The sequence below is a fragment of the Streptomyces sp. NBC_01216 genome, assembly GCF_035994945.1.
Classification (GTDB): domain Bacteria; phylum Actinomycetota; class Actinomycetes; order Streptomycetales; family Streptomycetaceae; genus Streptomyces.
Genome location: NZ_CP108677.1, coordinates 4743861 through 4769353 on the forward strand (window position 1 = coordinate 4743861; position 25493 = coordinate 4769353).

Below are 25493 nucleotides of genomic sequence, written 5' to 3' on the forward strand. Positions count from 1 at the left end.
ACGAGGATCTTCTTCGCCGAGACACCGATGGCCGGTCACGAATTCCCCGAACCCGCGGACCGCAAGCGCGTCGCCGACTCCACGGTCGACCCCCTCGCGGTGGAACAGCCACGCCACCCCTGTGATCCTGCCTTCCGGCACGGGGTGGTCGTCGGCTTCGACGGCTCCACCTCCAGTGAGCGTGCCCTCGCCTACGCCATCGGCATGGCCAGGCGCTCGGCGTCCGGCCTGATCATCGTGCACGTGGCCAACCGGCTGCCCACCACCGTCTGGGCCGGCTGTGAGCCCCCGGTCTTCGTGGACGTGCCCGATCACCGGACCGAGGTGCTCGGTCTGGAGCTGGCCTGCGCCGACTACCTGACCGAGGTCCCCTGGATCCTCGTCGAGCGGGGTGGGGACATCTGTCACGAACTGGAGGAGGTCGGCCGGGAGTACTCGGCCGACGCGATCGTGGTGGGATCCACGCACGGCATCGTCGGCCGGATCTTCGGTTCGGTGGCCGGCCGGCTCGCGAAGCGCGCCCAGCGGCCCGTCGTCGTCATCCCCTGACGCGCCGCCGGTGCGGCGGCGCCGGGCGAGGGGCCATCAACTCCGCCTGGATGGAATAAATCTGGCCACCCTCAGGTGAATTGTGTGCTTGTGAAGGGTAGATAAGTGCCATCGGAGCACAGCGGCCCAAGCAGCACGACTGCGTACCTGAAGGGAGCCCGCCGTGGACAACGAAGTCGCCGCGGGAAACACCACCTCCACGCTCGGCCATCTCGCCCTCGGACTGACCCTGCTGGCCTTCGGCATCGGCAGCACGGGCGTGATCGACAACGTCGCGGCATCGGACGCCGCGGGCCTCGCCACCTGGGTCGGCGGGGTGACGCTGTTCCTCGTCGGCCTGCTCGCCCTGCGGGCGGGCAACACCGGCGAGGGGACGGCCTGTTCGGCGCTCGGCGCCTTCTGGTTCACCTGGGGTGTCGGCGTGGGCGGCGCCGCCGTCTCGTCCGAGGCGGCCGGGCTCTTCCTGCTGCTGTGGGCACTGCTCGCGCTCACCCTCACCCTCGCGGCCTCCGGCGGTGGGCTGCTCGGGCAGGGCGTGTACGGGCTGCTGTTCGTCGCGCTGCTCCTGCTGGGGATCGGCGCGCTCGCCGGCAACGGAGGGCTCGCCAAGGCGGGCGGCTGGGTCGCCGCGGTCGCCGGTCTCGCCGCCTGGTACCGCGCGACGGCGGCGGTGGCCGACTGGCCGACCTCGCTCGGACGCGCCGCGGGACGCCGGGGAGTGACGGCCACCGGCTGACGCGGCTACGGGGTCGCGCCCCGCTCGGGGTGGCGCGACCCGGGGCCGGTGAGCGGGCGGCCCGCCCGCGCCCCTCCGGGGGTGAACCGGCCCCATGGAAGCGGTCCCCGCGCATGGGTGGCGTGCGCGGGGACCGTTCGCGTCCGGGCGGCCGGACCGGCGGGTGCCCGGACGCGAACAGGTCGCCGGGGGCGGCCCTTCCGGGCCGCTACTCGACCGTGACGGACTTGGCCAGGTTGCGCGGCTTGTCGATGTCGCGGCCCATGGCGAGTGCCGTGTGGTACGCGAAGAGCTGGAGGGGGATGCCCATCAGGATCGGGTCCAGCTCGTCCTCGTTCTTCGGCACGACGATGGTGTGGTCGGCCTTCTCCTGGTGCTGGTGGGCGACCGCGAGGATGCGGCCGCTGCGGGCCTTGATCTCCTCCAGGGCGGCGCGGTTCTTCTCCAGCAGGTCGTCGTCGGGGACGATCGCGACCGTCGGCAGGGCCGGCTCGATCAGTGCGAGCGGGCCGTGCTTCAGCTCGGAGGCGGGGTACGCCTCGGCGTGGATGTAGGAGATCTCCTTGAGCTTCAGGGACGCCTCCAGCGCGACCGGGTAGCCGCGCACCCGGCCGATGAACATCATCGACTGGGCGCCCGCGTACTCCCGTGCGAGCCTCTCGATGTCGCCCTCGGACTCCAGGATCTCGCTGATCTGCGCGGGGAGCCTGCGCAGGCCCTCGATGATCCGCTTGCCGTCGGTGACCGACAGGTCGCGGATGCGGCCCAGGTGCAGGGCGAGCAGCGCGAAGGCGACGACGGTGTTGGTGAAGCACTTGGTGGAGACCACGCAGACCTCCGGACCGGCGTGCACGTACATGCCGCCGTCGGCCTCGCGGGCGATCGCCGAGCCGACGACGTTGACCACGCCGAGGACGCGGGCGCCCTTGCGCTTCAGCTCCTGGACGGCGGCCAGCACGTCGTACGTCTCGCCGGACTGGGAGACGGCGATGTAGAGGGTGTCGGGGTCCACGACCGGGTTGCGGTAGCGGAACTCGGAGGCCGGCTCGGCGTCGGCGGGGATGCGGGCCATGGACTCGATCAGCCCGGCACCGATCAGGCCGGCGTGGTACGAGGTGCCACAGCCGAGGATCTTGATGCGGCGGATGCCGCGGGCCTCGCGCGCGTCCAGGTTGAGGCCGCCGAGGTGGACGGTGGAGAAGCGGTCGTCGATCCGGCCGCGCAGCACGCGGTCGACCGCGTCGGGCTGCTCGGAGATCTCCTTGTGCATGTAGGTGTCGTGGCCGCCCATGTCGTAGGAGGCGGCCTCCCACTCGACCGTCTCCGGGGTGGCGGTCGTGGACGCGCCCGAGGTGGTGTACGTGCGGAAGTCGTCGGCCTTGAGGGTGGCCATCTCGCCGTCGTCCAGGGTGACCACCTGGCGGGTGTGGGCGATCAGCGCGGCGACGTCGGAGGCGACGAACATCTCCTTCTCGCCGATGCCGAGGACGACCGGGGAGCCGTTGCGGGCCACCACGATGCGGTCGTTGAAATCGGCGTGCATCACGGCGATGCCGTAGGTGCCCTCGATGACCTTGAGCGCCTCGCGGACCTTCTCCTCCAGGGTGGTGGCCTGGGAGCGGGCGATCAGGTGGGTGATGACCTCGGTGTCCGTCTCCGACGCGAAGACGACGCCGTCGGCCTCCAGCTTGGCGCGCAGCTCCGCGGCGTTGTCGACGATGCCGTTGTGGACGACGGCGACCTTGTTCTCGGGGTCGAGGTGCGGGTGCGAGTTGACGTCGCTGGGGGCGCCGTGGGTGGCCCAGCGGGTGTGGGCGATGCCGGTGGTGCCGGAGAAGCGCTTGGGCACGCGGGCCTCCAGGTCACGCACCCGGCCCTTGGCCTTCACCATCTTCAGGCCGGCGGCCTTCGGGCTGGTGATCACGATGCCGGCGGAGTCGTACCCCCGGTACTCCAGCCGCTGCAGGCCCTCCAGCAGCAGCGGGGCGACGTCGCGCTTTCCGATGTAACCGACGATTCCGCACATGAGGTCTGAACCCCTCCAGGTTGTGGGTGTGTGCTCGGGCGTGGACGAACCGGAAGGCCGGTTCAGCCGTAGACGATGCGCCGCAGCTGGCGGAGCGAGAGCTCCGGCGGAGCCACGGCGCGGTGCGGCAGTTCCGCCGCGATGCGTTCGAAGATCTCCGCGTTCACGGCCCCACCGGACTGCAGTTCACGGTGGCGGCGGCGGACGAATTCCTCGGCCGGCTCGTCGAAGTACGCCAGCACGTCGAGCACCACCCGGGCGGCCTCCCCGCGCTGGAGCGCGGTGCTGCGCACCAGGTGGTCGATGAGGTCGTCATGGGACGGGCGGCGATCGAGCACTCGTGCATATTGAGGGGTTCCGACCTCTCTCCGCAAGAATCCTGCCCGATATCGGGCAGGGTGGGCCTGATCGGGGCCTTCAAGGGCCCCTTGGTCCATACCTTGCCGTCCGGCGGGTGCCGCGGTACGCATGGTGACCGTGGGGTACACCCCGCGCCCGCCGGCCCGTCGAAGGGGACCACGCCCGTGCACCGGCTCAGAACGTCTCCGCGTCTTCTCGGCGCCCTGCTCCTGCTCGCCGCGGCCGGTGCCCCGGCCGCCGGGGCAGCCCCGTCCGTCGCCTCCGCCACCCTGTCCTCCGCGCCCCGGCCGCTCGGCCGGATCGTCCCGGCGCCCGCCTCCGTCACCCCCGGCGGACCGCCCTACACGCTCACCGCCGCCACCCGCATCCGGGTCGACCGGGGCCACCGTGCGGCCCGCGCCGTCGGCCACTACCTCGCCGGCGTCCTGCGCCCCTCCACGGGCTTCCCGCTGCCCGTCGTCGACGCGGCGGCGGCGCGCGGCGGCATCCTGCTGCGGCTGCGCCCCGCCGACGCCGCGCTCGGCGACGAGGGCTACCGGCTGGAGTCCGGGCCCGGCGGCGTCACCCTGACGGCCCGCGGGCCCGCCGGGCTCTTCCACGGCGTCCAGACCCTGCGCCAGCAACTGCCGGCCGAGGTGGAGCGGGACACCGTGCGGCCCGGTCCCTGGACGGTGGCCGGGGGCGCCGTCACCGACGTCCCGCGCTTCGCGTACCGGGGCGCGATGCTCGACGTCTCCCGCCACTTCTTCACCGTGGCCCAGGTCAAGCGCTACATCGACCGGCTCGCCGTCTACAAGATCAACAAGCTGCATCTGCACCTCTCGGACGACCAGGGCTGGCGGATCGCCGTCGACTCCTGGCCCCGCCTCGCCACCCACGGCGGCTCCACCCAGGTCGGCGGCGGCCCGGGCGGCCACTACACCAAGGACGACTACCGGGAGATCGTCCGCTACGCGGCCTCCCGCTACCAGGAGGTCGTCCCCGAGATCGACATGCCCGGGCACAGCAACGCGGCGCTCGCCTCCTATCCCGGACTCAACTGCGACGGAGTGGCCCCGCCGCTCTACACCGGCACCTCGGTGGGCTTCAGCTCGCTGTGCGTGGCCGAGCCCAGGACATACGACTTCGTGGACGACGTGATCCGGGAGCTCGCCGCCCTCACCCCCGGCCGTCACCTCCACATCGGCGGCGACGAGGCGCACTCCACCGGCCACGCCGACTACGTGGCCTTCATGGACCGCGCGCAGCGCATCGTCGCGAAGTACGGCAAGTCCGTGATCGGCTGGCACCAGCTGACCGGCGCCGTACCGGCGCCGGGGGCCCTCGTCCAGTACTGGGGCCTCGACCGTTCCCCGGCGGCGGAGAAGGAGCGGGTGGCCCTCGCCGCGCGGAACGGCACCGGGCTGGTCCTCTCGCCCGCAGACCGGGTCTACCTCGACATGAAGTACACCGCGGACACCCCGCTGGGGCACACCTGGGCGGGCTACGTCGACGTGCGCCGGTCCTACGACTGGGACCCCGGGGCGTATCTGCCGGGCGTGCCGGAGTCGGCGGTGCGAGGGGTCGAGGCGCCGCTGTGGACGGAGCGGATCGCGACGGACGCGCAGCTCGACCGGATGGCGTTCCCGCGGCTGCCGGGCGTGGCGGAACTCGGCTGGTCGCCGGCGGCCACCCACGACTGGGAGACGTACCGGGTGCGGCTCGCCGAGCAGGGGCCGCGGCTGGCGGCGCTGGGAATCGACTACCACCGCTCGTCCCAGGTGCCCTGGCCCGTCGGACCGGTGCCCGGCGGGTGACCCGGCCGACCGCCCAGCTTCGCGAAGCCCAGAGCCTGTCGGGTGGCCTTCGGGGCGGAAACGGCGCGGGCCCGGCGCAGGACCGTACTCCGCCGGCCCGCGCCGGTCTATCGGGCGAACCGCGCGATCGGGTTCACCAGGTCGCCGACGAGCTGGAGGGCCCCGGACGGGTCCGCCAGATCCACCATCTGCCGGTTGTCGCGGAGCTGCAGCCGGTTGAGGGCGGACAGCGCGAAGGTCTCGGCGAACATGTCGTACCGCGCGTACTTGTCCGCCATCTCCGGCACCGACTCCTGGTAGCCGCGCACGCACTCCGCGACCGTCCGCCAGAAGCCGTCCTCGTCCAGGACGCCCTCGGCCGCCAGGGTGGCCGCCAGGAACCGGAAGAAGCAGTCGAAGACGTCCGTGAAGACCGAGAGCAGCCGCATGTCCTCGGGGACGTCGGCGCGGACCCGCTCCACCGCCGGCGGCAGGACCGCGTCCGGGTCCATGACGCAGATCTCCTCGGCGATGTCCTTGAAGACGGCGCGCGCGACCGCGCCCCGCTCGTCGAGCACCAGGATGACGTTCTCGCCGTGCGGCATGTACGCCAGGTCGTACGCGTAGAAGCTGTGCAGCACCGGAAGCAGGTACGCGTCCAGGTAGCCGCGCAGCCACTGCGCGGGGGCGAGTCCCGAGCCCTCGATCAGGGCGCCCGCGAAGGACGCGCCCGTGTGGTCGACATGGAGCAGCGAGGCCATCGTGGCGAGCCGCTCGCCCGGCTCCAGGGACGCCACCGGCGACTCGCGCCAGAGCGCGGCGAGCATCTTGCGGTAGGGGGAGTACCGGTCGGTGGCGGCCTCGTACTCCAGGTGCCGGTAGCCGACCGCCGCCCGCTCGCGGATGATCGAGAAGCGGGCCGCCTTCAGGACGGGGTCGGCCTCGACCAACCCGGCCAGCCAGTCGTTGATCGCCGGGGTGGCCTCCATGTAGGCGGCCGAGAGCCCTCGCATGAAGCCCATGTTGAGCACGGACAGGGCCGTCTTGACATAGTGCTTCTCCGGCGCGGAGGTGTTGAAGAAGGTCCGGATGGACTGCTGCGCCAGATAGGCGTCGTCGCCCTCGCCCAGGTAGACCAGCCGCTCCTGGGCGACCTCGGCGGCGAAGGTGACCGACAGTTTGTTCCACCACTGCCAGGGGTGCGCCGGGATCAGCAGGTAGTCGGCCGGGTCCAGGCCCCGCCCGGTGAGCGTGGCGGCGAAGCCTTCGACGGCCCGGTCGCCCAGCTCGTCCCGGACGAAGGTCTCGTAGGCGAGACCGGCGCCGGCGGTGAAGGTGGCGCGGTCACGGTGCGCCGCCAGCCAGATCAGGCGGACCTCGCTCGCCGCCTCCGGGGCGTACGCGCGGAACTCGTCCACGCCGAAGCCGAGCCGGCCGTTGTTGGCGACGAAACAGGGATGGCCTTCGGTCATCCCGGTCTCGATCGCCTGGAAGCCGGCGCGCGCCAGCACGGCCGCCGGGACGAGCGGCTTGCTCGCCTTGAAGGCCGTCCCGGCCAGGGTGGAGGAGATCTCCTCCAGGTACACGGGCAGGACCTCGTCGCTCAGCCCCAGCGCGCCGCGCAGCTCGGTGATGAAGCGGAGCGCGTCGAGCGGGAGCTGTTCGCCGTCGCGGTGGCAGCTGACGGACTCGGGACGGACCTGCCAGTGGTCGAGCGCGAAGCGGTCGGCGGTGAAGCGGTACTCGGTGGCGCCGTCGTCGCCGAGTACCCGGTAGCGGTCCTCGCCGAGCTCCTGCGGGTCGATCAGCCGTTCGTGGGCGAACTCGGCCAGGCCCTTGCGGATCAGTGCCCGGTTGGCGTCGGCCCAGCGTGCGGGGGTGAGGTGGGCGACGGGGTTCACGGGGCGGCTCCTACGGCGGCGTCGAACTGCTCGCGGGTGCAGAAGCTGAGCAGTGCCCGCTTCTCCGGCTTTTGGATCTCGCGCTCCGGCACGAAACCGACGGCCTCGTTGAGCGCGTGGACGGCCGTGTTGCGCACGTCCGGCTCGACGACGACCCGCGCGGTCGCCGGGTCGGCGAACAGCTCCCGCATCACGGCGGTGATCACCCCGCGGGTGAAGCCGTGGACGGGCTTGTCGGTGGGGGCGACCAGGAAGTGCATGCCGACGTCCCCGGGCCGCGGTGCGTACAGGCCGGCCAGTTCCACGTGCCGGGGGTCGTAGCGCTCCATGAGGACGGCGGGCTCGCCGTCGGCCAGGCCGATGAACGCGTCGTGGTGCGGGTGCGCGGCTATCGCCATGTACGCGCGCTCCACGTCCTGGAGCCGCGCGTCCCCCATCATCCAGAAGGCGGACTTGGGATGGGTGACCCAGGTGTGGACCAGTTCGGCGTCGGCCGTCGGGTCGAGGGGGCGGAAGCTGACGGTCATACGGCGAACTCCTGGAACGCGATGGTCTTCTCGACGGGGTAGTGCTCGCGGCCCAGCATCTCCGCGATGATGCGGGCGTTGCGGTACGCGCCCATGCCCAGGTCGGGCGAGGTGACGGAGTGGGTGTGCACACCGGCGTTCTGCAGGAAGACGCCCCGGCCGGTCGTGTCGACCGCGTAGTTGCGCGCCACGTCGAAGCGGCCCCGGCCGTCCCAGGTGATCCGGTCGCGCAGCGGCTCCAGGAAGGCGGGGACGGTGTAGCGGTAGCCGGTGGCGAGGATCAGGCCCTCGGTCTCCACGGTGAAGTCCTTCCGCTGCTCCTCCTGGTGGAAGCCCAGGGTGTACGTGCCGTCCGTGGCGTCGTACGCGGCGGAGCGGAGGGCGGAGTTGGTGAGCAGGCGGGTGGGGACCGGGCCCACCAGGTTCTTCTGGTACAGCAGGTCGAAGACGGCGTCGATCAGGGCGCCGTCGATGCCCTTGAAGAGGCTCTTCTGCCCGCTCTCCAGGCGGTAGCGGGTCTCCTCGGGCAGGGCGTGGAAGTAGTCCACGTACTCCGGCGAGGTCATCTCCAGGGTGAGCTTGGTGTACTCCAGCGGGAAGAAGCGCGGGGAGCGGGTGATCCAGTTCAGCCGGTAGCCGTGGACGTCGATCTCGGAGAGGAGGTCGTAGTAGATCTCGGCCGCGCTCTGGCCGCTGCCGACCAGGGTGATCGACTTCTTGGCCTGGAGGGCCGCCTTGTTCGGCAGGTAGGCCGAGTTGTGGATCAGGTCGCCGCCGAGGCCGCGGCAGGCTTCGGGAAGGTGGGGCGGAGTGCCCGTGCCGAGCACGATCCGACGGGCCCGGAACGTTTCTCCGCCCTCGGTGCGCACCACGTACAGGTCCTCGGACTCCTCGTGGGCGACGGAGGTGACCGTGGTCGAGAAGCGTATGGAGGAGAGCTTTCCGGCCGCCCAGCGGCAGTAGTCGTCGTACTCCGTCCGCAGCGGGTAGAAGTTCTCGCGGATGTAGAAGGAGTACAGCCGCCCCTTCTCCTTGAGGTAGTTGAGGAAGGAGTACGGCGAGGTCGGGTCGGCCATGGTGACCAGGTCGGACATGAACGGGGTCTGGAGGTGGGCGCCTTCGAGGAACATGCCCGAGTGCCATGAGAAGTCCGGCTTCGACTCCAGGAAGAGGCCGTTCAGTTCGTCGATGGGCTCCGTCAGGCAGGCGAGCCCGAGATTGAACGGACCGAGCCCGATGCCGATGAGATCAAGAGGCTGCGTGGACAAGGTTCTCTCCCAGGTACTGCTCGGCGTGGCCGGCTATCAGATCGAGGACGGCGGCGATGTCGGCCACGGTCGTCTCGGGGTTGAGCAGGGTGAACTTCAGGTACTGGCGGCCGTCGACCTTCGTTCCGGCGACGACGGCCTCGCCCGAGGCGAACAGCGCCTTGCGGGCGTGGAGGTTGGCCCGGTCGATCTCGGCGGGGGAGGTCACGGCCTCGGGGACGTAGCGGTAGACGAGGGTCGACAGCCGCGGCTCGACGACGACCTCGAAGCGCGAGTCGCGGCGGAGCAGGTCCCAGCCGGCCCCGGCCAGGTCGCAGACCTCGTCGAAGAGCCGGCCGACGCCGTCGGCGCCCATCACGCGCAGGGTCATCCACAGTTTCAGGGCGTCGAAGCGGCGCGTCGTCTGGAGGGACTTGTCGACCTGGTTGGGGATCAGTTCCTCGACGCTGCGCCGGGGGTTGAGATAGTCCGCGTGGTACGTCGCGTGCCGTAGCGCGTGGCGGTCGCGGACCAGGACGGCGGAGGAACTGACCGGCTGGAAGAAGGACTTGTGGTAGTCGACGGTGACCGAGTCGGCGCGCTCGATGCCGTCCAGGAGGTTTCGGCGGGTGCGCGAGGCGAGTAGGCCGCAGCCGTAGGCGGCGTCCACGTGCATCCAGGCGCCGTACTCGGCGGCCAGGGCGGCGATCTCGGGCAGGGGATCGAGGGAACCGAAGTCCGTGGTGCCGGCGGTGGCGACGATCGCCATGGGGATCAGTCCCTCGGCGCGGCAGGTCTCCAGTTCGGCGGCGAGGACGACCGACTGCATGCGCTTGTCGCGGTCGACGGGGACGGAGACGACGGCGTCCCGGCCGAGTCCGAGGAGCGTGGCGGACTTCTGGACGCTGAAGTGGCTGCACTCCGAGGCGAAGATCCGCAGTCTGCCCAGGTCCGCGGTGCCGGACTCCTCGCGGGCCAGCAGCAGGGCCTGGAGGTTGGACTGGGTACCGCCGCTGGTGAACACGCCGTCCGCGGCCGGTCCGAGACCGATGCGGGCGGTGGTCCAGTCGATCAGTTTCCGCTCGATGAGGGTGCCGCCGGCGCTCTGGTCCCAGGTGTCGAGCGAGCTGTTGACGGCCGAGAGGACGGCCTCGCCGAGGACGGCCGGGATCACCACCGGGCAGTTGAGGTGGCCCAGGTAACGGGGGTGGTGGAAGTAGACGGCGTCGCGGAGGTAGACGTTCTCCAGTTCGTCGAGAGCCGCGGAGGTGTCTCCCAGGGGCTTGTCGAGGTCGACGGCGTCGATCGCCGGGGCGAGTTCGGCGGGGGTGACACCCGTGAACGGGCGCCGCGTCGTGGCGAGTCTGTCCGCCACCCGCTCGACTCCCTCGGTGACGGAGCGTCGATAGCTCTCCGCCGTGGCGTCGTTGAGCAGGTGCGAGCGCATGCAGATCCTCCCGGATGCGGGACTCGGTCGCTCCCTCCGGACAGGGGAGAGGGGGGCGAGGGGCGACAGCAAACTTAGGTTAGCCTAACCTAAGTTGCGTGCGCAATGATCCCTCACCCCCCTCGGGGCGCACCGGCCGCGCCCCGGGTGTCGGTGGCGGGTCAGGCGGCTTCCGCGGCCTCGTCCGGCGCCTCCCGCAGGGCGTCCTCGGACAGCCCCTTGCGCCAGTAGCCGACGAAGGTGACCCGGCGGCGGTCCAGTCGCCGCTCCTGGACGAGGTGGCGGCGCAGTTCCTTGACCGAGCCCGACTCGCCGGCGATCCAGACGTACGGTGCCGCGCCGGGCAGTTCGGCCGCGCGCACCGCATCCACGGCGGACGGGGCGCCCTCCTCGCGTACCAGCCAGGTGATCGTCGCGTCGGCCTCGGTCGCCGGCTCCATCCGGTCCCCGGTGTACGGCACTTCGAGGTACACCTGCGCGCGGGTGTCGGCGGGCAGCCATTCCAGGATCGCGCAGGCCGCCGGCAGGGCTGTCTCGTCCGCCCAGATCAGCACCGAGTCCGCGTCGGCCGGCAGCCGGAAACGGACGCCGGTGTTGACCGGTACGGCGGGGCCGAGGGCGACCACCCGGTCGCCCTTCGCCGCCTGCCGGGCCCAGCGGCACGCGGGGCCGCCGTCCTCGTGCAGGGCGAAGTCGATGTCGAACTCGCCGGGACGCGAGCGCTGCTCCCTGACGGTGTAGGAACGCATCACGGCGCGCTCGTCGCCGGGCATCGCGCGCCAGGCACCGAGGACCGCGTACAGATCGTCCGTGTCCAGCGGCGGCATGACCGGTTCCGGCTGCCCGGGGTGCGGGAGGAAGAGCGACAGCGACTGGTCGCGGCCCCCCGAGGCGAAGGCGTCGAGGTCCTCCCCGGTGAAGGTGATCCTGACCAGGGACGGGCCGAGCCGCTTCGTCCGGTCGACCTGGAGCGCGAAGAAGCGGAAGGGGGCGGTCTCAGCGGTCGTCATCGGGGCGGGCCACCTTCTGGACGGACGGCTGGATCGATCGAGGGGATCGACCCGACGGAAGCGATCGAAAGATAGGTTAGCCTAACCTCACATGTTCCGTCAGGGTGGGGTGCGGAATCCGCACGCCGCCGGACGCGCCCGTGCCCGCCACCCCGGAGGGCGACGGGCACGGGGACGTGGCCGGGAGGAGCCGCCGTCAGGCGGGCAGCCCCAACTCGCGGGCGATCAGCATGCGCTGGACCTCGCTGGTGCCCTCGCCGATCTCCAGGATCTTGGAGTCGCGCCACATCCGGGCCACCGGGTACTCGTTCATGAAGCCGTAGCCGCCGTGGATCTGCGTGGCCTCCCGCGCGTTGTCCACCGCCACCGTGGAGGAGTACAGCTTCGCCAGCGCGGCCTCCTTCTTGAACGGCTCGCCGAGCACCAGCCGCGAGGCCGCGTCACGCCAGCCGACGCGCGCCATGTGCGCCCGCATCTCCATGTCCGCGATCTTGAACTGGATCGCCTGGTACTCGCCGATCGGCCGGCCGAAGGACACCCGCTCCTTCGCGTACTTCACCGACTCATCGACACACCCCTGCGCCAGCCCGGTCGCCAGCGCCGAGATCGCGACCCGCCCCTCGTCCAGGATGCGGAGGAACTGCGCGTAGCCGCGCCCCTCCTCGCCGAGCAGGTTCGCCGCCGGGACCCGCACGTCGTCGAAGGACAGCTCGCGGGTGTCGGAGGCGTTCCAGCCGACCTTGGAGTACGGGGCGGCCACCGTGAAGCCGGGCGTGCCGGACGGGATGATGATCGAGGAGATCAGCGGACGGCCGTCGGGCTTGCGGCCGGTCACCGCCGTCACCGTGACCAGACCCGTGATGTCCGTACCGGAGTTGGTGATGAAGCACTTCGAACCGTTGACGACCCACTCGCCGGTGGACTCGTCCCGCACGGCCGTGGTGCGGGTGCCGCCCGCGTCCGAGCCGGCGCCCGGCTCGGTCAGGCCGAACGCGCCCAGGATCTCGCCCGAGCACATCCGCGGGAGCCACGCGCGCTTCTGCTCCTCGGTGCCGAAGAGGTGGAGGGGCATCGCGCCCAGCGAGACCCCCGCCTCCAGGGTGATGGCCACGGAGGAGTCGACCCGGGCCAGCTCCTCCAGGGCGATGCCCAGCGCGAGGTAGTCGCCGCCCATGCCGCCGTACTCCTCGGGGAAGGGCAGGCCGAACAGGCCCATGCGGCCCATCTCACGGACGATCTCGTACGGGAACTCGTGGCGCTCGTAGTAGTCGCCGATCTTCGGTGCGACGACGTCGTGGGCGAACTCCTCGACGGTACGGCGGAGTTCCTCGTGCTCTTCGGAGAGCCGGTGGTCGAGGGGCATTGCTAGGACTCCTTGTGGGAGAGCGCGCGAACGGTACGGGAAGGGCTGGGTCGGCCCAGTCGGTCGGCCATCCACACGCTGGTGGCGGTGAGGGCGGCCAGGTCGACACCGGTCTCGATGCCGAGACCGTCGAGCATCCACACGAGGTCCTCGGTGGCGAGGTTGCCGGTGGCGCTCTTGGCGTACGGGCAGCCGCCGAGGCCGCCGGCGGACGCGTCGACGGTGGTGACGCCGCACCGGAGCGCGGCGAGGGTGTTGGAGAGTGCCTGGCCGTAGGTGTCGTGGAAGTGCACGGCCAGCCGGGACGCGGGCACGCCGGCCTCGGCGAGCGCGCCGAGCAGCGCCTCGACGTGCCCGGGGGTGGCGACGCCGATGGTGTCGCCGAGGCTCAGCTCGTCACAGCCCATGTCGGCCAGCTCCCGGGTGACCCGGACGACCTGCTCGACCGCGACCGGCCCCTCCCAGGGGTCGCCGAAACACATGGAGAGGTATCCGCGCACCTTCACGCCGTGCTCTATGGCCCGGGTGACGGTCGGCCGGAACATGGACAGAGCCTCGTCGACGGTCCGGTTCAGATTGGCGCGGGCGAAGGACTCGGTGGCCGAGGCGAAGACGGCGATCTCCCGGGCGCCGAGCGCCAGCGCGCGGTCCAGGCCGCGCTCGTTGGGCACCAGGACGGGCAGCCGGGCGGGCACCCCGGCCAGCAGCGGGAACAGCTCCTCGGCGTCGGCCAGCTGGGGCACCCACCTGGGGTGCACGAAGCTGGTCGCCTCGACGGTGCCGAGCCCGGCCGCCGCGAGACGCCGTACGAACTCGGCCTTGACCGCGGTCGGGACGACGCTCTTCTCGTTCTGGAGCCCGTCGCGGGGTCCGACCTCGTGGATCCGGACCCGGGCGGGCAGCCCGGGGGCGGGCACGCGCAGGGGCAGGCCCGTGGTCATGATTCCTCCCTGGGGGTCACCACGGCGAGCACCTGGTCCATGGCGACGGTGTTGCCGGGTGTGACGTCCAGCTCGGTGACGGTGCCCGCGTGCGGGGCGGAGATGACGTGCTCCATCTTCATCGCCTCGACGACCAGCAGACTCTGTCCCGCCGCCACCTCGTCCCCGACGGCCACCTTGACGACGGTGACCGTGCCGGGCATGGGCGCGGAGAGCGTGTCCGCGCCGGCGTGCGCGGCACCGGACAGGGCGCTGGCCACCGGATCGTGGTCGAGCACGTGCCAGGCGTCCCCGTCGCGGCCGAGCCAGACCCCCTCGGCGGAGCCGGCGCGGTGGAAGTGGTGGGTCAGCCCGTCCAGCCGGACGGAGACACGGTCCGCCGAGATCTCCCCGACCCCGGCCCGCGCCGGGGCCTCCCCGGCCGCGGTGTCGCCGAGGACGAGCTCGGCCTCCGCCGCCGTCCCCCGCACCCGCACCGTCGACGGTTCCCGGCCCGGGACGCGGAAGGGCCGTGGAGTCCAGGCCGGCCGGCCGCCGAGCCGCCAGCCGTCGGCGGCGTCGAAGGGGTCCGTCCAGCCCGAGGCGTCACCGGACTCCGGCGCGAACTGGCGCAGCAGCGCCGCCGCCGCGTACACCTCCTCCGGCACGCCCTCGGGTACCAGCCCGTCCGCCTCACGTTCCACCAGACCCGTGTCCAGGTCGCCGGCCACCACGTCCGGATGGGCGAGCAGCCGACGCAGGAACCCCGCGTTGGTGGGGACGCCCAGCGTCACCGTGTCCGCCAGGGCCGCACGCAGCCGGCGCAGCGCGGTGGCCCGGTCCGGCGCGTGCACGATGACCTTCGAGAGCATCGGGTCGTAGAGGCTGGAGACCTCCGTGCCCTCGCTCAGGCCCGAGTCCGTCCGCACCCCGTCGCCCCGCGGCTCGCGCAGGGACAGGACCGTCCCGCCGGACGGCAGGAAGCCGCGCGCCGGGTCCTCCGCACAGATCCGCGCCTCGATCGCGTGACCTGTCAGGCGCACGTCGGACTGGCCGAAGCCCAGCGGCTCGCCCGCGGCCACCCGCAGCTGCCACTCCACCAGGTCGACGCCGGTCACCAGCTCGGTCACCGGGTGCTCCACCTGGAGGCGGGTGTTCATCTCCATGAAGTAGTACGAGGAGGGGTCCACGCCCGGCACGATGAACTCGACCGTGCCCGCGCCGACATACCCGCAGGAGCGGGCCGCCTCCACGGCCGCCGCGCCCATCGCGGCCCGGGTCTCCTCGTCGAGCAGCACACTCGGCGCCTCCTCGACGACCTTCTGGTGGCGCCGCTGGAGCGAGCACTCGCGCTCCCCGAGGTGCACCACGTTCCCGTGCGCGTCGGCGAGCACCTGGATCTCGATGTGGCGCGGGCGGTCGATCCACCGCTCCACCAGCAGGGTGTCGTCGCCGAACGAGGACCGCGCCTCGCGCCGCGCCGACGCGATCTCGTCCGTCAGCGTCGACAGGTCGCGCACCAGACGCATGCCCTTGCCGCCGCCGCCCGCGGACGGCTTCAGCAGGACCGGCGCGCCCAGCTCCCGCGCGGCGGACTCCAGTTCGGGGTCGGCGGCGCCCGGCACCACGGGCACGCCCGCCGCCTTCACCGTCTCCTTCGCCCGGATCTTGTCGCCCATCAGGGCGATCGCGGACGCCGGCGGGCCGATGAAGGCCAGCCCCGCGTCCGCGCAGGCCCGCGCGAAGACGGCGTTCTCGGCGAGGAAGCCGTAGCCGGGGTGGACCGCCTGCGCGCCGGTACGGCGGGCGGCCTCCAGCAGCCGCTCCACGGACAGGTAGCTGTCGGCCGCCGGCGCCGGTCCCAGCCGGACCGCCGTGTCGGCCTCCCGCACGTGCCGGGCGTCACGGTCCGCGTCGCTGAAGACGGCGACGGAACGGACGCCCATGGCGCGCAGCGTGCGGATGACCCGCACCGCGATCTCGCCGCGGTTGGCGACCAGGACTGTGTCGAACATGGTCATCTGTCACTCACATCCGGAAGACGCCGAAGGCGGGTTCGGCGAGCGGGGCGTTGGCGCACGCGGTGAGCGCGAGGCCCACCGCCTGCCGGGTGTCCATCGGGTCGATGACGCCGTCGTCCCACAGCCGGGCGCTCGCGTAGTAGGCGTTGCCCTGCTGCTCGTACTGCGCGCGGATCGGGTCCTTGAACGCTTCCTCGTCCTCGGTGGCCCAGCTCTCGCCGCGCCCCTCCAGCTGGTCGCGCTTGACCGTCGCGAGCACCGACGCGGCCTGCTCGCCTCCCATGACGGAGATCTTGGCGTTGGGCCACATCCACAGGAAGCGGGGCGAGTACGCCCGGCCGCACATCGAGTAGTTGCCCGCGCCGTAGGAGCCGCCGACGACGACCGTCAGCTTCGGCACCCGGGTGCACGCCACGGCGGTCACCATCTTGGCGCCGTGCTTGGCGATGCCGCCCGCCTCGTAGTCCCGGCCCACCATGAAGCCGGAGATGTTCTGGAGGAACAGCAGCGGGATGCCGCGCTGGTCGCACAGCTCGACGAAGTGCGCGCCCTTCTGCGCGGACTCGGAGAACAGGATGCCGTTGTTGGCCACGATCCCCACCGGGTGACCGTGGATCCGGGCGAAGCCGGTGACCAGCGTCTGCCCGTACTCCGCCTTGAACTCCTGGAAGCGTGAGCCGTCGGTGATCCGCGCGATGACCTCGCGCACGTCGTACGGGGTGCGGGAATCCACCGGCACCGCTCCGTAGAGCCCCGCCGGGTCGACCTTCGGCTCCTCGACCGGCTCGACCGACCAGGGCAGCGGGCCGCGTCCGGGGAGCGTCGCGACGATGTTGCGGACGATGCGCAGCGCGTGGGCGTCGTCCTCGGCGAGATGGTCGGTGACGCCGGAGGTCCGGGAGTGGACCTCTCCGCCGCCCAGCTCCTCGGCCGTCACGACCTCGCCGGTGGCGGCCTTCACCAGGGGCGGTCCGCCCAGGAAGATCGTGCCCTGGTTCCGCACGATCACCGCCTCGTCGCTCATCGCCGGCACGTAGGCCCCGCCGGCCGTGCACGAGCCGAGGACCGCCGCGATCTGCGGGATGCGGGCACCGGACATCCGGGCCTGGTTGTAGAAGATCCGGCCGAAGTGCTCGCGGTCCGGGAAGACCTCGTCCTGCATGGGCAGGAAGGCACCGCCCGAGTCGACGAGGTAGAGGCAGGGGAGACGATTCTCCAGTGCCACCTCCTGGGCCCGGAGGTGCTTCTTCACCGTCATCGGGTAGTAGGTGCCGCCCTTGACGGTCGCGTCGTTGGCGACGATCACGCACTCGCGGCCCGAGACCCGGCCGATGCCGGCGATCACGCCGGCGGCGGGCGCCTGGTCGTCGTACATGCCGTTCGCCGCGAGGGGGGCCAGCTCCAGGAAGGGCGACCCCGGATCGAGAAGCGTGTCCACCCGGTCCCGCGGCAGCAGCTTGCCGCGCGCGGTGTGCCGGGCGCGGGCCTTCTCGCCGCCGCCGAGCGCGACCGCGGCGAGCTTGGCGCGCAGGGTCGCCGCCAGCTCGTGATGGGCCGCCTCGTTGGCCTGCCAGGCCGGCGACGCGGGGTCCGCCGCGCTCGTCAGCACAGGTGCCTGCTGCATCCCTCGAGCTCCCTTGCTCGGTTAATGAGCGTTAACGTATGTCCTCCAGGTTAACGACCGCTAACGGCATTGTCTAGAATCGGATCCATGACCACCACCGCCAGGACCGACGCCCCGACGCGCCGCGAGCAGATCCTCAAGGAGGCCGCCCGCCTCTTCGCCGAGCGCGGCTTCCACGGGGTGGGGGTGGACGAGATAGGGGCTGCCGTCGGGATCAGCGGCCCCGGGCTCTACCGGCACTTCGCGGGCAAGGACGCGATGCTGGCGGAGCTGCTCGTCGGGATCAGCGAGAGGCTGCTCGACGGCGGGCGGCTGCGGGCGGGCGAGGCCACCGGAGACCCGCGGGCGCTGCTCGGCGCGCTCATCGACGGCCACATCGACTTCGCGCTCGACGACAGGCCGTTGATCACCCTCCACGACCGGGAGCTGGACCGGCTGAAGGACGAGGACCGCAAGCGGGTTCGCCAGCTCCAGCGGCAGTACGTGGAGCTGTGGGTGGCGGTCGTGCGCGAGCTGTACCCGGCGGCGGGGGAGTCGGAGGCGCGGGCGGCGGTCCACGCGGTGTTCGGGCTGCTGAACTCGACCCCGCACCTCGCGGCGCTCGGCCGCCCGTCGATGGAGAAGCTCCTCAGACGCCTGGCGCACGGGGCCTTCGGAGCGCTGGCCGAGGCGTGACCACCGGTCCACGGCGTGGGACCCGGCGGCCGCCGGCGCCGCGGCCCGGCAGAATGTCCCCATGCCGATACTCAGCCGCCCCGCCCTCGTCGAGCACCTCGTCCGGACCCGTATCGCGGGAGACGTCGCCACCCCGCGCGACAACAACCTCTCCCACTACCGCAAGCTCGCCAACGGCGACCGGCACTACTGGCTCGGCCTGGAACTCGGTGACCGGTGGGCCGACGAGCAGGACGTGCTCGCCGTGATGGCCGAGCGGTGCGGTGTGATCGATGATCCGGCCCATCGCGCCGGGCAGGACACCATCGACCCCGAACTGACCGTCGACGCCCTCGACCGGATGGCCGCCCGACTGCGCAAGGCCGCCGCCGGCAAGGAGCGGGTGCTCTTCGCGACCGGGCACCCCGGCGCCCTGATCGACGCCCACGGCCGGGTCGCCGCCGCCCTGCGGGCGAAGGGCTGCGACATCGTCCGCATCCCCGGTGGACTGGTCGCCGACGAGGGCTACGTCGTGCAGTTCGCCGACGTCGCCGTCTTCGAGCGCGGCGCCAGCCTCTGGCACACTCATTCCCCGGAGCCGATGAACGCCGTCCTGGACGCCCTCGGGGAGGACGGCCGGCCGGATCTCGTCGTGGCCGACCACGGGTGGGCGGGCCGCGCTGCGCAGCGCGGCGTCGACTCCGTCGGCTACGCCGACTGTAACGACCCGGCCCTGTTCATCGGCGAGGCCGAGGGCACGATGCAGGTGACGGTCCCGCTCGACGACCACGTCGTGGACCCGCGTTTCTACGAGCCGATGACGGCGTACCTGCTGGACGCGGCGGGGCTCACGGCCTGAGGTTCTGGGGCCCGTCGGGAGTCCGCGGCGCCCCGGCCGCCGGGGGACTGGTCGGGTCCGGTCACCCGCTCGCCCTCCCGGGCCGTGGTCCGCCGGAGGCCGGTCGGGAGCCGTCGTTCAGGGGCCGCCGCCCCGGGGGCGGTCGCTCAGGGCGTGTCCCGCAGGAAGCGGATGACGGTCTCCGCGTACTCCTGCGGATGCGTGACATGGGGGACGTGCCCGGCGCCCTCGAAGAGGTGGCGCCGTGCCTGGGGCAGCGCCGCGGCCAGCCGTTCCAGGACCACGGAGCACCACCTCGGGCTGGTGCCGCCGCCGGACAACAGCACGGGAGCCGCGCAGGCGGACAGCCCGTCCAGGTCGAGATCGGCCCAGCCGGGGTCGGTCTGTTCGTCCAGCCACGTGCCGGCGTGGGTCACGAACGACGCGCGCAGGTGTTCGGGGAGCTGGTCCCACATGCCGGGCCCGAGGGTGACCTCCTCGACGAACAGTCGAGCCCCCTGCTCGTACTCCCCCCTGCGGAGGTGGTCCATGACGGCGTCGACCGAGGTCATCATCGGCTGCATCTCGGCGAGGGTGTCCGGGTCGTCGGCCACGATCCCGACGAGCGGCGGTTCGTGGACCACGACGCGCCGCAGCAGTTCGGGGCGGCGGGTGGCGAGTCCCAGCGTGACGGAGGCCCCGAAGGAGCCGGCGGCGACGTGCGCGGAGCCGTCGCCGAGCCGCTCGATCAGCTCGGCCAGGTCGTCCTCGTCCCGGCGCCGGGTTCCCTGACCCTCGGTGTCCGTGCTCCGCCCGTGGCCGCGGCGGTCATAGCGGATGACACGGAAGGACGATCCCAGCCCGGCGTCGACGGCGGGCTGCCAGCTCCGGTGGTCGTTCCACGACCCGTGGACGAGGATCAGCGGCTCTCCCTCTCCCGTGACCTCGTAGAAAAGTTCGACTCCGTTGGCGCTCAGCTGTGGCATGCCGTGTTCCTACCAGCGCCGGTCCGCGCGGTACCCGGGACCGCGCCGGGGGTCACGCGTACGGCGGAGCCCGGCGCGGGGCATCGCGCGCCGGGCGGCCCAGGTCCGGGGTAGCCCCGGGCAGAGGCCACCCGACAGGCTCTCAGCCGCGCGGCACGCGGACGACGCCCTCCTGGATGACCGAGATCGCCAGCTTCCCGTCCTGGGTGTAGATCCGGGCCTGGCCGAGTCCGCGTCCGCCCGAGGCGGACGGGGACTCCTGGTCGTACAGCAGCCACTCGTCGGCCCGGAACGGCCGGTGGAACCACATCGCGTGGTCCAGCGAGGCGCCCACCACGTCGCCGACGGCCCAGCCGCCCCGCCCGTGGGCGAGGAGCACCGAGTCGAGCAGCGTCATGTCGGAGACGTAGGTGGCCAGGCAGACGTGCAACAGCGGATCGTCGGCCAGCTTGCCGTTGGTGCGGAACCACACCTGCGAGCGTGGTTCGCGCGGTTCGCCGACGCTGCCCCACGGGGGTGCGTCGACGTACCGCAGGTCCACCGCGCCGCGCGCCTGGACGAGCCGCTCGGCCACGTCCGCCGGAAGGTACCGGGGCAGCATCTCCGCCGCCGTCGGCAGGGTCTCCGGGTCCGGTGCCGAGGGCATCGGGTACTGGTGCTCCAGCCCCTCCTCGTCTGCCTGGAAGGAGGCGGAGAGGTGGAAGATCGGCTGCCCGTGCTGGACGGCGACGACCCGGCGGGTGGTGAAGGAGCGGCCGTCCCGGATGCGATCGACCGTGTAGACGATCGGCGCGCCGGGGTCACCCGGCCGCAGGAAGTAGGCGTGCAGGGAGTGCGCGAGCCGGTCCCCGGGGACGGCCCGGCCGGCCGCCACCAGCGCCTGGGCGGCCACCTGGCCGCCGAAGACGCGGGGTACCACGGCCGACCGCGACTGTCCGCGGAAGATGTTCTCCTCGATCCGCTCCAGGTCGAGCAGATCGAGGAGGCCATCCAGTGCGCTGTGCTCCTCGGGCACTTACAGGCCCATCGACTTGGCGATGATCGACTTCATGATCTCGCTGGTGCCGCCGTAGATGCGGTTGACGCGGTTGTCGGCGTAGAGGCGGGCGATCGGGTACTCGTTCATGTAGCCGTAGCCGCCGTGCAGCTGGAGGCAGCGGTCGATCACGCGGTGCGCGACCTCGGTGCAGAACAGCTTGGCGCTGGCGGCCTCGGCGGGGGTCAGCTCGCCCGCGTCCAGGGCCTCCAGCGCGCGGTCGGCGACGGCCTCGGCGGCGTCCACCTCGGCCTGGCAGGCGGCCAGCTCGAACTTCGTGTTCTGGAAGTGCGCGACCGGCTTGCCGAAGACCGTGCGGTCCGTGACGTACTCCTTGGCGAACCGGATCGCCGCCTTGGCCTGGGCGTAGGCGCCGAAGGCGATGCCCCAGCGCTCGGAGGCCAGGTTGTGGCCGAGGTAGGAGAAGCCCTTGCCCTCCTCGCCGAGCAGGTCCTCGACCGGCACCTTCACGTCGACGAACGCCAGCTCGGCGGTGTCGGAGGTGCGCAGGCCGAGCTTGTCCAGCTTGCGGCCGATGGAGTAGCCCTCGGACGTGGTGTCCACGGCGAAGAGGGAGATGCCGAAGCGGCGGTCCTCGGCCGTCGGGGCGGAGGTGCGGGCGCAGACGATCACGCGGTCGGCGTGGACGCCGCCGGTGATGAAGGTCTTGGCACCGTTGAGGACGTAGTGCGTGCCGTCCTCCGCGAGCTTGGCGGTGGTCTTCATGCCCGCGACGTCGGAGCCGGTGCCCGGCTCGGTCATCGCCAGCGCCCACATCTCCTCACCGGAGACGAACTTCGGGAGGTAACGCTTCTTCTGCTCGTCGGTGGCGAGCATCTTGATGTAGGGCAGAGCGAGCAGCACGTGCACGCCGGAACCGCCGAACTGCACGCCGGCGCGCGAGGTCTCCTCGTAGAGGACCGCCTCGAACTTGTGGGTGTCCAGCCCGGCGCCGCCGAACTCCTCGGGCACGTTGATGCCGAAGACGCCCAGCTCGCCGAGCTTGTCGTAGAACTCGCGCGGCGCCTGGCCCGCGGCGAACCACTCGTCGTAGACGGGAACGACCTCGGCCTCGATGAAGGCGCGGATGGTCTCCCGGAACGCCTCGTGGTCCTCGTTGAATACGGTACGGCGCACGGTACGACTCCTCCGATGTGCGGGCCCTTGGCTAAGCGCTTGCTCAGTCAAGTTACCCGTCGGTCGTCGAAACTGTCCAGAGTGATACGTCCCACGCCGCGTCCCGGTGGAATCCGGCCACCCGGCCGTCTCCCCTGTCACCGCGGCGCTCGTCGTGCGGCCGGCCCCATGACCTCCGCCCGGCCGCCAGCGCGATCCCTCCACCGAAGTGTTCGAATTCGTTGAGAAGGGCCTGAGGGCCGCCGGGTACTGATACGAAACGGCCGTTCGCGCTCAGGGTTAGGACCTGTGCGTCGACCAGTAGCTCTTCCAGGCGTCCCGGTTCCCTTCGCTGCCGCGCCGGATCGACTGCCGCGTCGGCCGGGAGTGGGCCGGCGGCCGCGTCCAGCCGCGGGCGGCACGAACGGGGGGCGCGGAGCCGATGGTGGACGTGGCCGACCTCACCGCCGCTGGGGCGGCTGCCTCCCGCCAAGAGACCAGGCCGGAGTCGGCCGCATGCGTCTGGGGTGGCCGCTGTTCCAGCTGCCCACGCATCTCGTCGACTACGTGATCGCCCCTGAGCTCGCCCACGTGCGTGCGTCCGGGCACGGGGCGGACTTCCGGCGCCGGCTCGGACGGGCTCCGCCCGAATACGAGGAGAGACGAACCGGACGAACTCGGGCGGCGTAGGTGGAGGGGGGACACCACGTAGCCCCAAGCCGTGGATCAGGCTCCGGCCCGCACGGAGCCGAGCGCGAACCACAGCTCCATCCGCACGTCCGGGTCGTCCAGGTCCCGTTCGAGCAGGGCCGCGCAGCGGGCGATCCGCTGCCGGACGGTGTTGCGGTGCACGCCCATCGCCACGGCCGTCCGGTCCCAGCCCCCGTGCAGCGAGAGCCAGGAACGCAGGGTCTCGGTGAGCGGTTCACCGTCCAGTGGAGCGAGCAGGGCGCGGGCATGGGCCGCGGCCTCGTCGGTGTCCACGAGGGACGTGAGGCCGCCCGGGTGGTGGCGGACCAGGGGCCTCCGGGTCGCCTCCGCCCGGCGCAGCGCCCGCGCCGCCTGTGCGTCGGCTGCCACGAGGCCGGACGCCCCGGCGGGGGAGCTCACCCCGAGGGTCCAGCCGGGCCGGGCCGTGGCGGGGGACGAGGCGGGCAGGAGGAGGCGTACGGGGGAGTCCCCCTCCAGCAGCGTCGTCCCCAGTGCCGCCGCCAGGCCCGCCGCCGCGAACGGGGTGCCGTCGCCGCCCCTCGCGTGGACCACCGTCCACGGGCCCGGGTCCAAGGCGGACGCGGCTTCGGCCGGGGAGGCGCCCAGGAGCAGCCGGACCAGCGCCCCGTCCCGTACGGCCGCGTCCGCGCCCCGGTGCGGGGCCGTCAGCAGGGAGAGCAGCACCACGGCCACTCCCGCGATCGTGTGGTCGCCCGGCTCGCGCCGCTCCGTCGCCACGCCCAGGGTGAGCCCCTCCTCTCCACCGAGCGCGTAGGCGGCGAGCCGCAGCCCGCCCCCGTCGCCGCTCGCCGAGGCCGGCGCGCCCGGACGCGGCCCCAGGACGCCGGCCAGCTCCGCGAGGGCCCGCGCGGCGTCCGCGGGGACCGCGCGGCCGGCCGCCGCGGACACCGCGCCGTCCGGTCCGAAGAGCTCCGCCCGGCCGCCCAGCCGGGACGCGAGCGCGCCGAGGACCGCCGGCACCGGGGCCGGCCGGGCAGCCGCCACCGCCAGTGACTGCTGGGCCTCGGTCACCCGGCGCAGCTCGTGGTGGCGAGCCTCGGCCATCAGCCGCCAGACCGCCCGTGCCACCGCCGTGAACGGGGTGCCCGGCGGTACTTCGAGCAACGGCAGCCCGTGCCGCGCGCACGCGTCGACCAAGGCCGCCGGAACCGTGTCGTACACCGGCGTCACCCCGAAGCCGAGGGCCGCCGCCCCCGCCTCCACCACCCGCTCGACGTACCGCTCCGGGTCGGCCAGCTGCACACCCGCCGTCATCAGCAGCTCGCCGCCGAGCAGGTACGGATAGGGATCGGACATCTCCGAGGTGTGTACCCAGTGGAGCGACGTGTCGCGCGGCCCCGTGAGCAGCCGCAGGCCGAGGTCGCCCCGCTCCAGGAGCGCGCCGAGCGCCACGGGAGGGGCGGGGGGAGTGGAGATGCGCTCCGGCACGGACACGACCATGGACCCTTCGTACATTCAAGAGCTACGCGATGGAGGAAACGTACACTTCTGTGGTGGCGTCCCGCGACCTACTGTCGAGGCACACCCCCAGGCATCCAGGAGGACCCGACATGAGCAGCAGCGACCAGAACGCGTTCCGCGGCCCGACCGACTCGTCCCGCGTCCCGCGGTACGCCGGTCCCGCGACGTTCGCCCGGCTGCCGCGGCTCGACGAGGTCGGCACCGCCGACGTGGCCGTCGTCGGTGTCCCCTTCGACAGCGGTGTCTCCTACCGCCCCGGGGCACGCTTCGGCGGCAACGCGATCCGCGAGGCGTCCCGCCTGCTCCGCCCCTACAACCCGGCGCAGGACGCCTCGCCGTTCGCCCTCGCGCAGGTCGCGGACGCCGGCGACATCGCCGCCAACCCGTTCGACATCAACGAGGCCGTCGAGACCATCGAGGCCGCCGCGGACGACCTGCTCGGCACCGGCGCCCGCATGATGACCCTCGGCGGCGACCACACCATCGCGCTGCCGCTGCTGCGCTCGGTCGCCAAGAAGCACGGCCCGGTCGCGCTGCTCCACTTCGACGCGCACCTCGACACCTGGGACACGTACTTCGGCGCCGAGTACACCCACGGCACGCCGTTCCGTCGTGCCGTGGAGGAGGGCATCCTCGACACCGAGGCGCTCTCCCACGTCGGCACCCGCGGCCCGCTCTACGGCAAGCAGGACCTCACCGACGACGAGAAGATGGGCTTCGGCATCGTCACCTCCGCCGACGTCTACCGGCGCGGCGCCGACGAGGTCGCCGACCAGCTGCGCCAGCGCATCGGCGACCGCCCGCTGTACATCTCCATCGACATCGACTGCCTCGACCCGGCGCACGCGCCCGGCACCGGCACCCCGGAGGCGGGCGGCATGACCTCCCGCGAGCTGCTGGAGATCCTGCGCGGCTTGTCCTCCTGCAACCTGGTCTCCGCCGACGTCGTCGAGGTCGCCCCCGCCTACGACCACGCCGAGATCACCTCCGTCGCCGCCTCCCACACGGCCTACGAGCTGACGACGATCATGTCGCGGCAGATCGCCGCGAGCCGTACCGCGGGCTGACGCCCCCGTCGCGCCGGGGCCGGCCGCCCCGGCGCGCACCGGGAGCCGCGCCCGCCGCCCCCGGTGTCCCGTGCCGCCCCGGGCCCCGCGCCCGGCC

Annotated in this window: 22 protein-coding genes; 7 read left to right on the top strand and 15 right to left on the bottom strand. The window is 72.3% G+C overall.

The window, feature by feature from the left end:
- Nucleotides 1–27: 27 nt before the first annotated feature.
- The gene (locus OG393_RS21200; RefSeq protein ID WP_327376251.1) at nt 28–549 is read left to right on the top strand and encodes a universal stress protein; all 522 of its coding nucleotides are present in this window, start codon (nt 28–30) and stop codon (nt 547–549) included.
- 163 nt (nt 550–712) lie between these two features.
- A complete protein-coding gene (locus OG393_RS21205; RefSeq protein ID WP_327376252.1) occupies nt 713–1285 on the top strand; it encodes a GPR1/FUN34/YaaH family transporter in 573 nt (190 codons plus the stop codon).
- 208 nt (nt 1286–1493) lie between these two features.
- On the opposite strand, the gene glmS is transcribed toward OG393_RS21205, so the two are convergent.
- Both glmS and OG393_RS21215 read right to left on the bottom strand, forming a co-directional pair.
- Entirely contained in the window at nt 1494–3311 is a 1818-nt protein-coding gene (glmS, locus tag OG393_RS21210; RefSeq protein WP_327376253.1) for a glutamine--fructose-6-phosphate transaminase (isomerizing), read from the bottom strand.
- 62 nt (nt 3312–3373) lie between these two features.
- Complete coding sequence (locus OG393_RS21215) at nt 3374–3649, bottom strand: hypothetical protein (RefSeq protein ID WP_327376254.1); 276 nt, start codon at nt 3647–3649, stop codon at nt 3374–3376.
- A 186-nt stretch (nt 3650–3835) separates the two neighbouring features.
- Between OG393_RS21215 and OG393_RS21220 the strand changes: the two genes are divergently transcribed.
- On the top strand, nt 3836–5467 hold the full coding sequence (locus tag OG393_RS21220) for a beta-N-acetylhexosaminidase (protein WP_327376255.1): 1632 nt from the start codon (nt 3836–3838) through the stop codon (nt 5465–5467).
- A gap of 107 nt (nt 5468–5574) precedes the next feature.
- On the opposite strand, the gene OG393_RS21225 is transcribed toward OG393_RS21220, so the two are convergent.
- From OG393_RS21225 to OG393_RS21265, 9 genes are all read right to left on the bottom strand, one after another.
- Complete coding sequence (locus OG393_RS21225; protein ID WP_327376256.1) at nt 5575–7347, bottom strand: IucA/IucC family protein; 1773 nt, start codon at nt 7345–7347, stop codon at nt 5575–5577.
- Nucleotides 7344–7874, bottom strand: a complete 531-nt coding sequence (locus tag OG393_RS21230) for a GNAT family N-acetyltransferase (RefSeq protein WP_327376257.1) — start codon at nt 7872–7874, stop codon at nt 7344–7346. Before OG393_RS21230 ends, OG393_RS21225 begins: the two co-directional genes overlap by 4 nt.
- Complete coding sequence (locus OG393_RS21235; RefSeq protein ID WP_327376258.1) at nt 7871–9142, bottom strand: lysine N(6)-hydroxylase/L-ornithine N(5)-oxygenase family protein; 1272 nt, start codon at nt 9140–9142, stop codon at nt 7871–7873. Before OG393_RS21235 ends, OG393_RS21230 begins: the two co-directional genes overlap by 4 nt.
- The gene (locus tag OG393_RS21240; RefSeq protein ID WP_327376259.1) at nt 9123–10568 is read right to left on the bottom strand and encodes a pyridoxal phosphate-dependent decarboxylase family protein; all 1446 of its coding nucleotides are present in this window, start codon (nt 10566–10568) and stop codon (nt 9123–9125) included. Before OG393_RS21240 ends, OG393_RS21235 begins: the two co-directional genes overlap by 20 nt.
- Before the next feature lie 161 nt (nt 10569–10729).
- Nucleotides 10730–11578 (bottom strand): siderophore-interacting protein, encoded by an 849-nt coding sequence (locus OG393_RS21245; protein ID WP_327376260.1) that lies wholly within the window; start codon nt 11576–11578, stop codon nt 10730–10732.
- Between the two features lie 196 nt (nt 11579–11774).
- Entirely contained in the window at nt 11775–12941 is a 1167-nt protein-coding gene (locus OG393_RS21250; RefSeq protein ID WP_327376261.1) for an acyl-CoA dehydrogenase family protein, read from the bottom strand.
- A 2-nt stretch (nt 12942–12943) separates the two neighbouring features.
- A complete protein-coding gene (locus OG393_RS21255) occupies nt 12944–13882 on the bottom strand; it encodes a hydroxymethylglutaryl-CoA lyase (protein ID WP_327376262.1) in 939 nt (312 codons plus the stop codon).
- Nucleotides 13879–15876, bottom strand: a complete 1998-nt coding sequence (locus OG393_RS21260) for an ATP-binding protein (protein ID WP_327378501.1) — start codon at nt 15874–15876, stop codon at nt 13879–13881. Before OG393_RS21260 ends, OG393_RS21255 begins: the two co-directional genes overlap by 4 nt.
- A gap of 13 nt (nt 15877–15889) precedes the next feature.
- Nucleotides 15890–17506, bottom strand: coding sequence for a carboxyl transferase domain-containing protein (locus tag OG393_RS21265; RefSeq protein ID WP_327376263.1), 1617 nt, complete (start codon nt 17504–17506; stop codon nt 15890–15892).
- A gap of 87 nt (nt 17507–17593) precedes the next feature.
- Here OG393_RS21265 and OG393_RS21270 point away from each other — a divergent pair, with 87 nt between their 5' ends.
- Nucleotides 17594–18181 carry an SACE_7040 family transcriptional regulator gene (locus tag OG393_RS21270; RefSeq protein ID WP_327376264.1) on the top strand — a complete coding sequence of 196 codons (588 nt, stop codon included), beginning with the start codon at nt 17594–17596 and terminating at the stop codon, nt 18179–18181.
- Nucleotides 18182–18242: 61 nt separating this feature from the next.
- On the top strand, nt 18243–19019 hold the full coding sequence (locus OG393_RS21275) for a phosphatase (protein WP_327376265.1): 777 nt from the start codon (nt 18243–18245) through the stop codon (nt 19017–19019).
- 146 nt (nt 19020–19165) lie between these two features.
- Here OG393_RS21275 and OG393_RS21280 read toward each other — a convergent pair whose 3' ends face one another.
- The 3 genes from OG393_RS21280 to OG393_RS21290 form a co-directional block, all read right to left on the bottom strand.
- Complete coding sequence (locus OG393_RS21280; RefSeq protein WP_327376266.1) at nt 19166–19984, bottom strand: alpha/beta fold hydrolase; 819 nt, start codon at nt 19982–19984, stop codon at nt 19166–19168.
- Nucleotides 19985–20126: 142 nt separating this feature from the next.
- Nucleotides 20127–20999, bottom strand: a complete 873-nt coding sequence (gene tesB, locus OG393_RS21285) for an acyl-CoA thioesterase II (RefSeq protein ID WP_327376267.1) — start codon at nt 20997–20999, stop codon at nt 20127–20129.
- The gene (locus OG393_RS21290; protein ID WP_327376268.1) at nt 21000–22157 is read right to left on the bottom strand and encodes an acyl-CoA dehydrogenase family protein; all 1158 of its coding nucleotides are present in this window, start codon (nt 22155–22157) and stop codon (nt 21000–21002) included.
- Nucleotides 22158–22652: 495 nt separating this feature from the next.
- On the opposite strand from OG393_RS21290, the gene OG393_RS21295 reads away from it, so the two are divergent.
- Entirely contained in the window at nt 22653–22826 is a 174-nt protein-coding gene (locus OG393_RS21295) for a M48 metallopeptidase family protein (RefSeq protein ID WP_327376269.1), read from the top strand.
- Nucleotides 22827–22862: 36 nt separating this feature from the next.
- Here OG393_RS21295 and OG393_RS21300 read toward each other — a convergent pair whose 3' ends face one another.
- Complete coding sequence (locus OG393_RS21300; RefSeq protein WP_327376270.1) at nt 22863–24308, bottom strand: PucR family transcriptional regulator; 1446 nt, start codon at nt 24306–24308, stop codon at nt 22863–22865.
- A gap of 110 nt (nt 24309–24418) precedes the next feature.
- Here OG393_RS21300 and speB point away from each other — a divergent pair, with 110 nt between their 5' ends.
- On the top strand, nt 24419–25396 hold the full coding sequence (gene speB / locus OG393_RS21305) for an agmatinase (protein ID WP_327376271.1): 978 nt from the start codon (nt 24419–24421) through the stop codon (nt 25394–25396).
- The last annotated feature ends 97 nt before the right edge of the window (nt 25397–25493 follow it).

Coding starts and splice junctions, on each gene's coding strand:
- OG393_RS21200 (WP_327376251.1), top strand. CDS start 28: ATGGCCGGTCACGAATTCCCCGAACCCGCGGACCGCAAGCGCGTCGCC.
- glmS (WP_327376253.1), bottom strand. CDS start 3,311: ATGTGCGGAATCGTCGGTTACATCGGAAAGCGCGACGTCGCCCCGCTG.
- OG393_RS21230 (WP_327376257.1), bottom strand. CDS start 7,874: ATGACCGTCAGCTTCCGCCCCCTCGACCCGACGGCCGACGCCGAACTG.
- OG393_RS21240 (WP_327376259.1), bottom strand. CDS start 10,568: ATGCGCTCGCACCTGCTCAACGACGCCACGGCGGAGAGCTATCGACGC.
- OG393_RS21245 (WP_327376260.1), bottom strand. CDS start 11,578: ATGACGACCGCTGAGACCGCCCCCTTCCGCTTCTTCGCGCTCCAGGTC.
- OG393_RS21250 (WP_327376261.1), bottom strand. CDS start 12,941: ATGCCCCTCGACCACCGGCTCTCCGAAGAGCACGAGGAACTCCGCCGT.
- OG393_RS21255 (WP_327376262.1), bottom strand. CDS start 13,882: ATGACCACGGGCCTGCCCCTGCGCGTGCCCGCCCCCGGGCTGCCCGCC.
- OG393_RS21260 (WP_327378501.1), bottom strand. CDS start 15,876: ATGTTCGACACAGTCCTGGTCGCCAACCGCGGCGAGATCGCGGTGCGG.
- OG393_RS21265 (WP_327376263.1), bottom strand. CDS start 17,506: ATGCAGCAGGCACCTGTGCTGACGAGCGCGGCGGACCCCGCGTCGCCG.
- OG393_RS21270 (WP_327376264.1), top strand. CDS start 17,594: ATGACCACCACCGCCAGGACCGACGCCCCGACGCGCCGCGAGCAGATC.
- OG393_RS21275 (WP_327376265.1), top strand. CDS start 18,243: ATGCCGATACTCAGCCGCCCCGCCCTCGTCGAGCACCTCGTCCGGACC.
- OG393_RS21280 (WP_327376266.1), bottom strand. CDS start 19,984: ATGCCACAGCTGAGCGCCAACGGAGTCGAACTTTTCTACGAGGTCACG.
- OG393_RS21295 (WP_327376269.1), top strand. CDS start 22,653: ATGCGTCTGGGGTGGCCGCTGTTCCAGCTGCCCACGCATCTCGTCGAC.
- OG393_RS21300 (WP_327376270.1), bottom strand. CDS start 24,308: ATGGTCGTGTCCGTGCCGGAGCGCATCTCCACTCCCCCCGCCCCTCCC.
- speB (WP_327376271.1), top strand. CDS start 24,419: ATGAGCAGCAGCGACCAGAACGCGTTCCGCGGCCCGACCGACTCGTCC.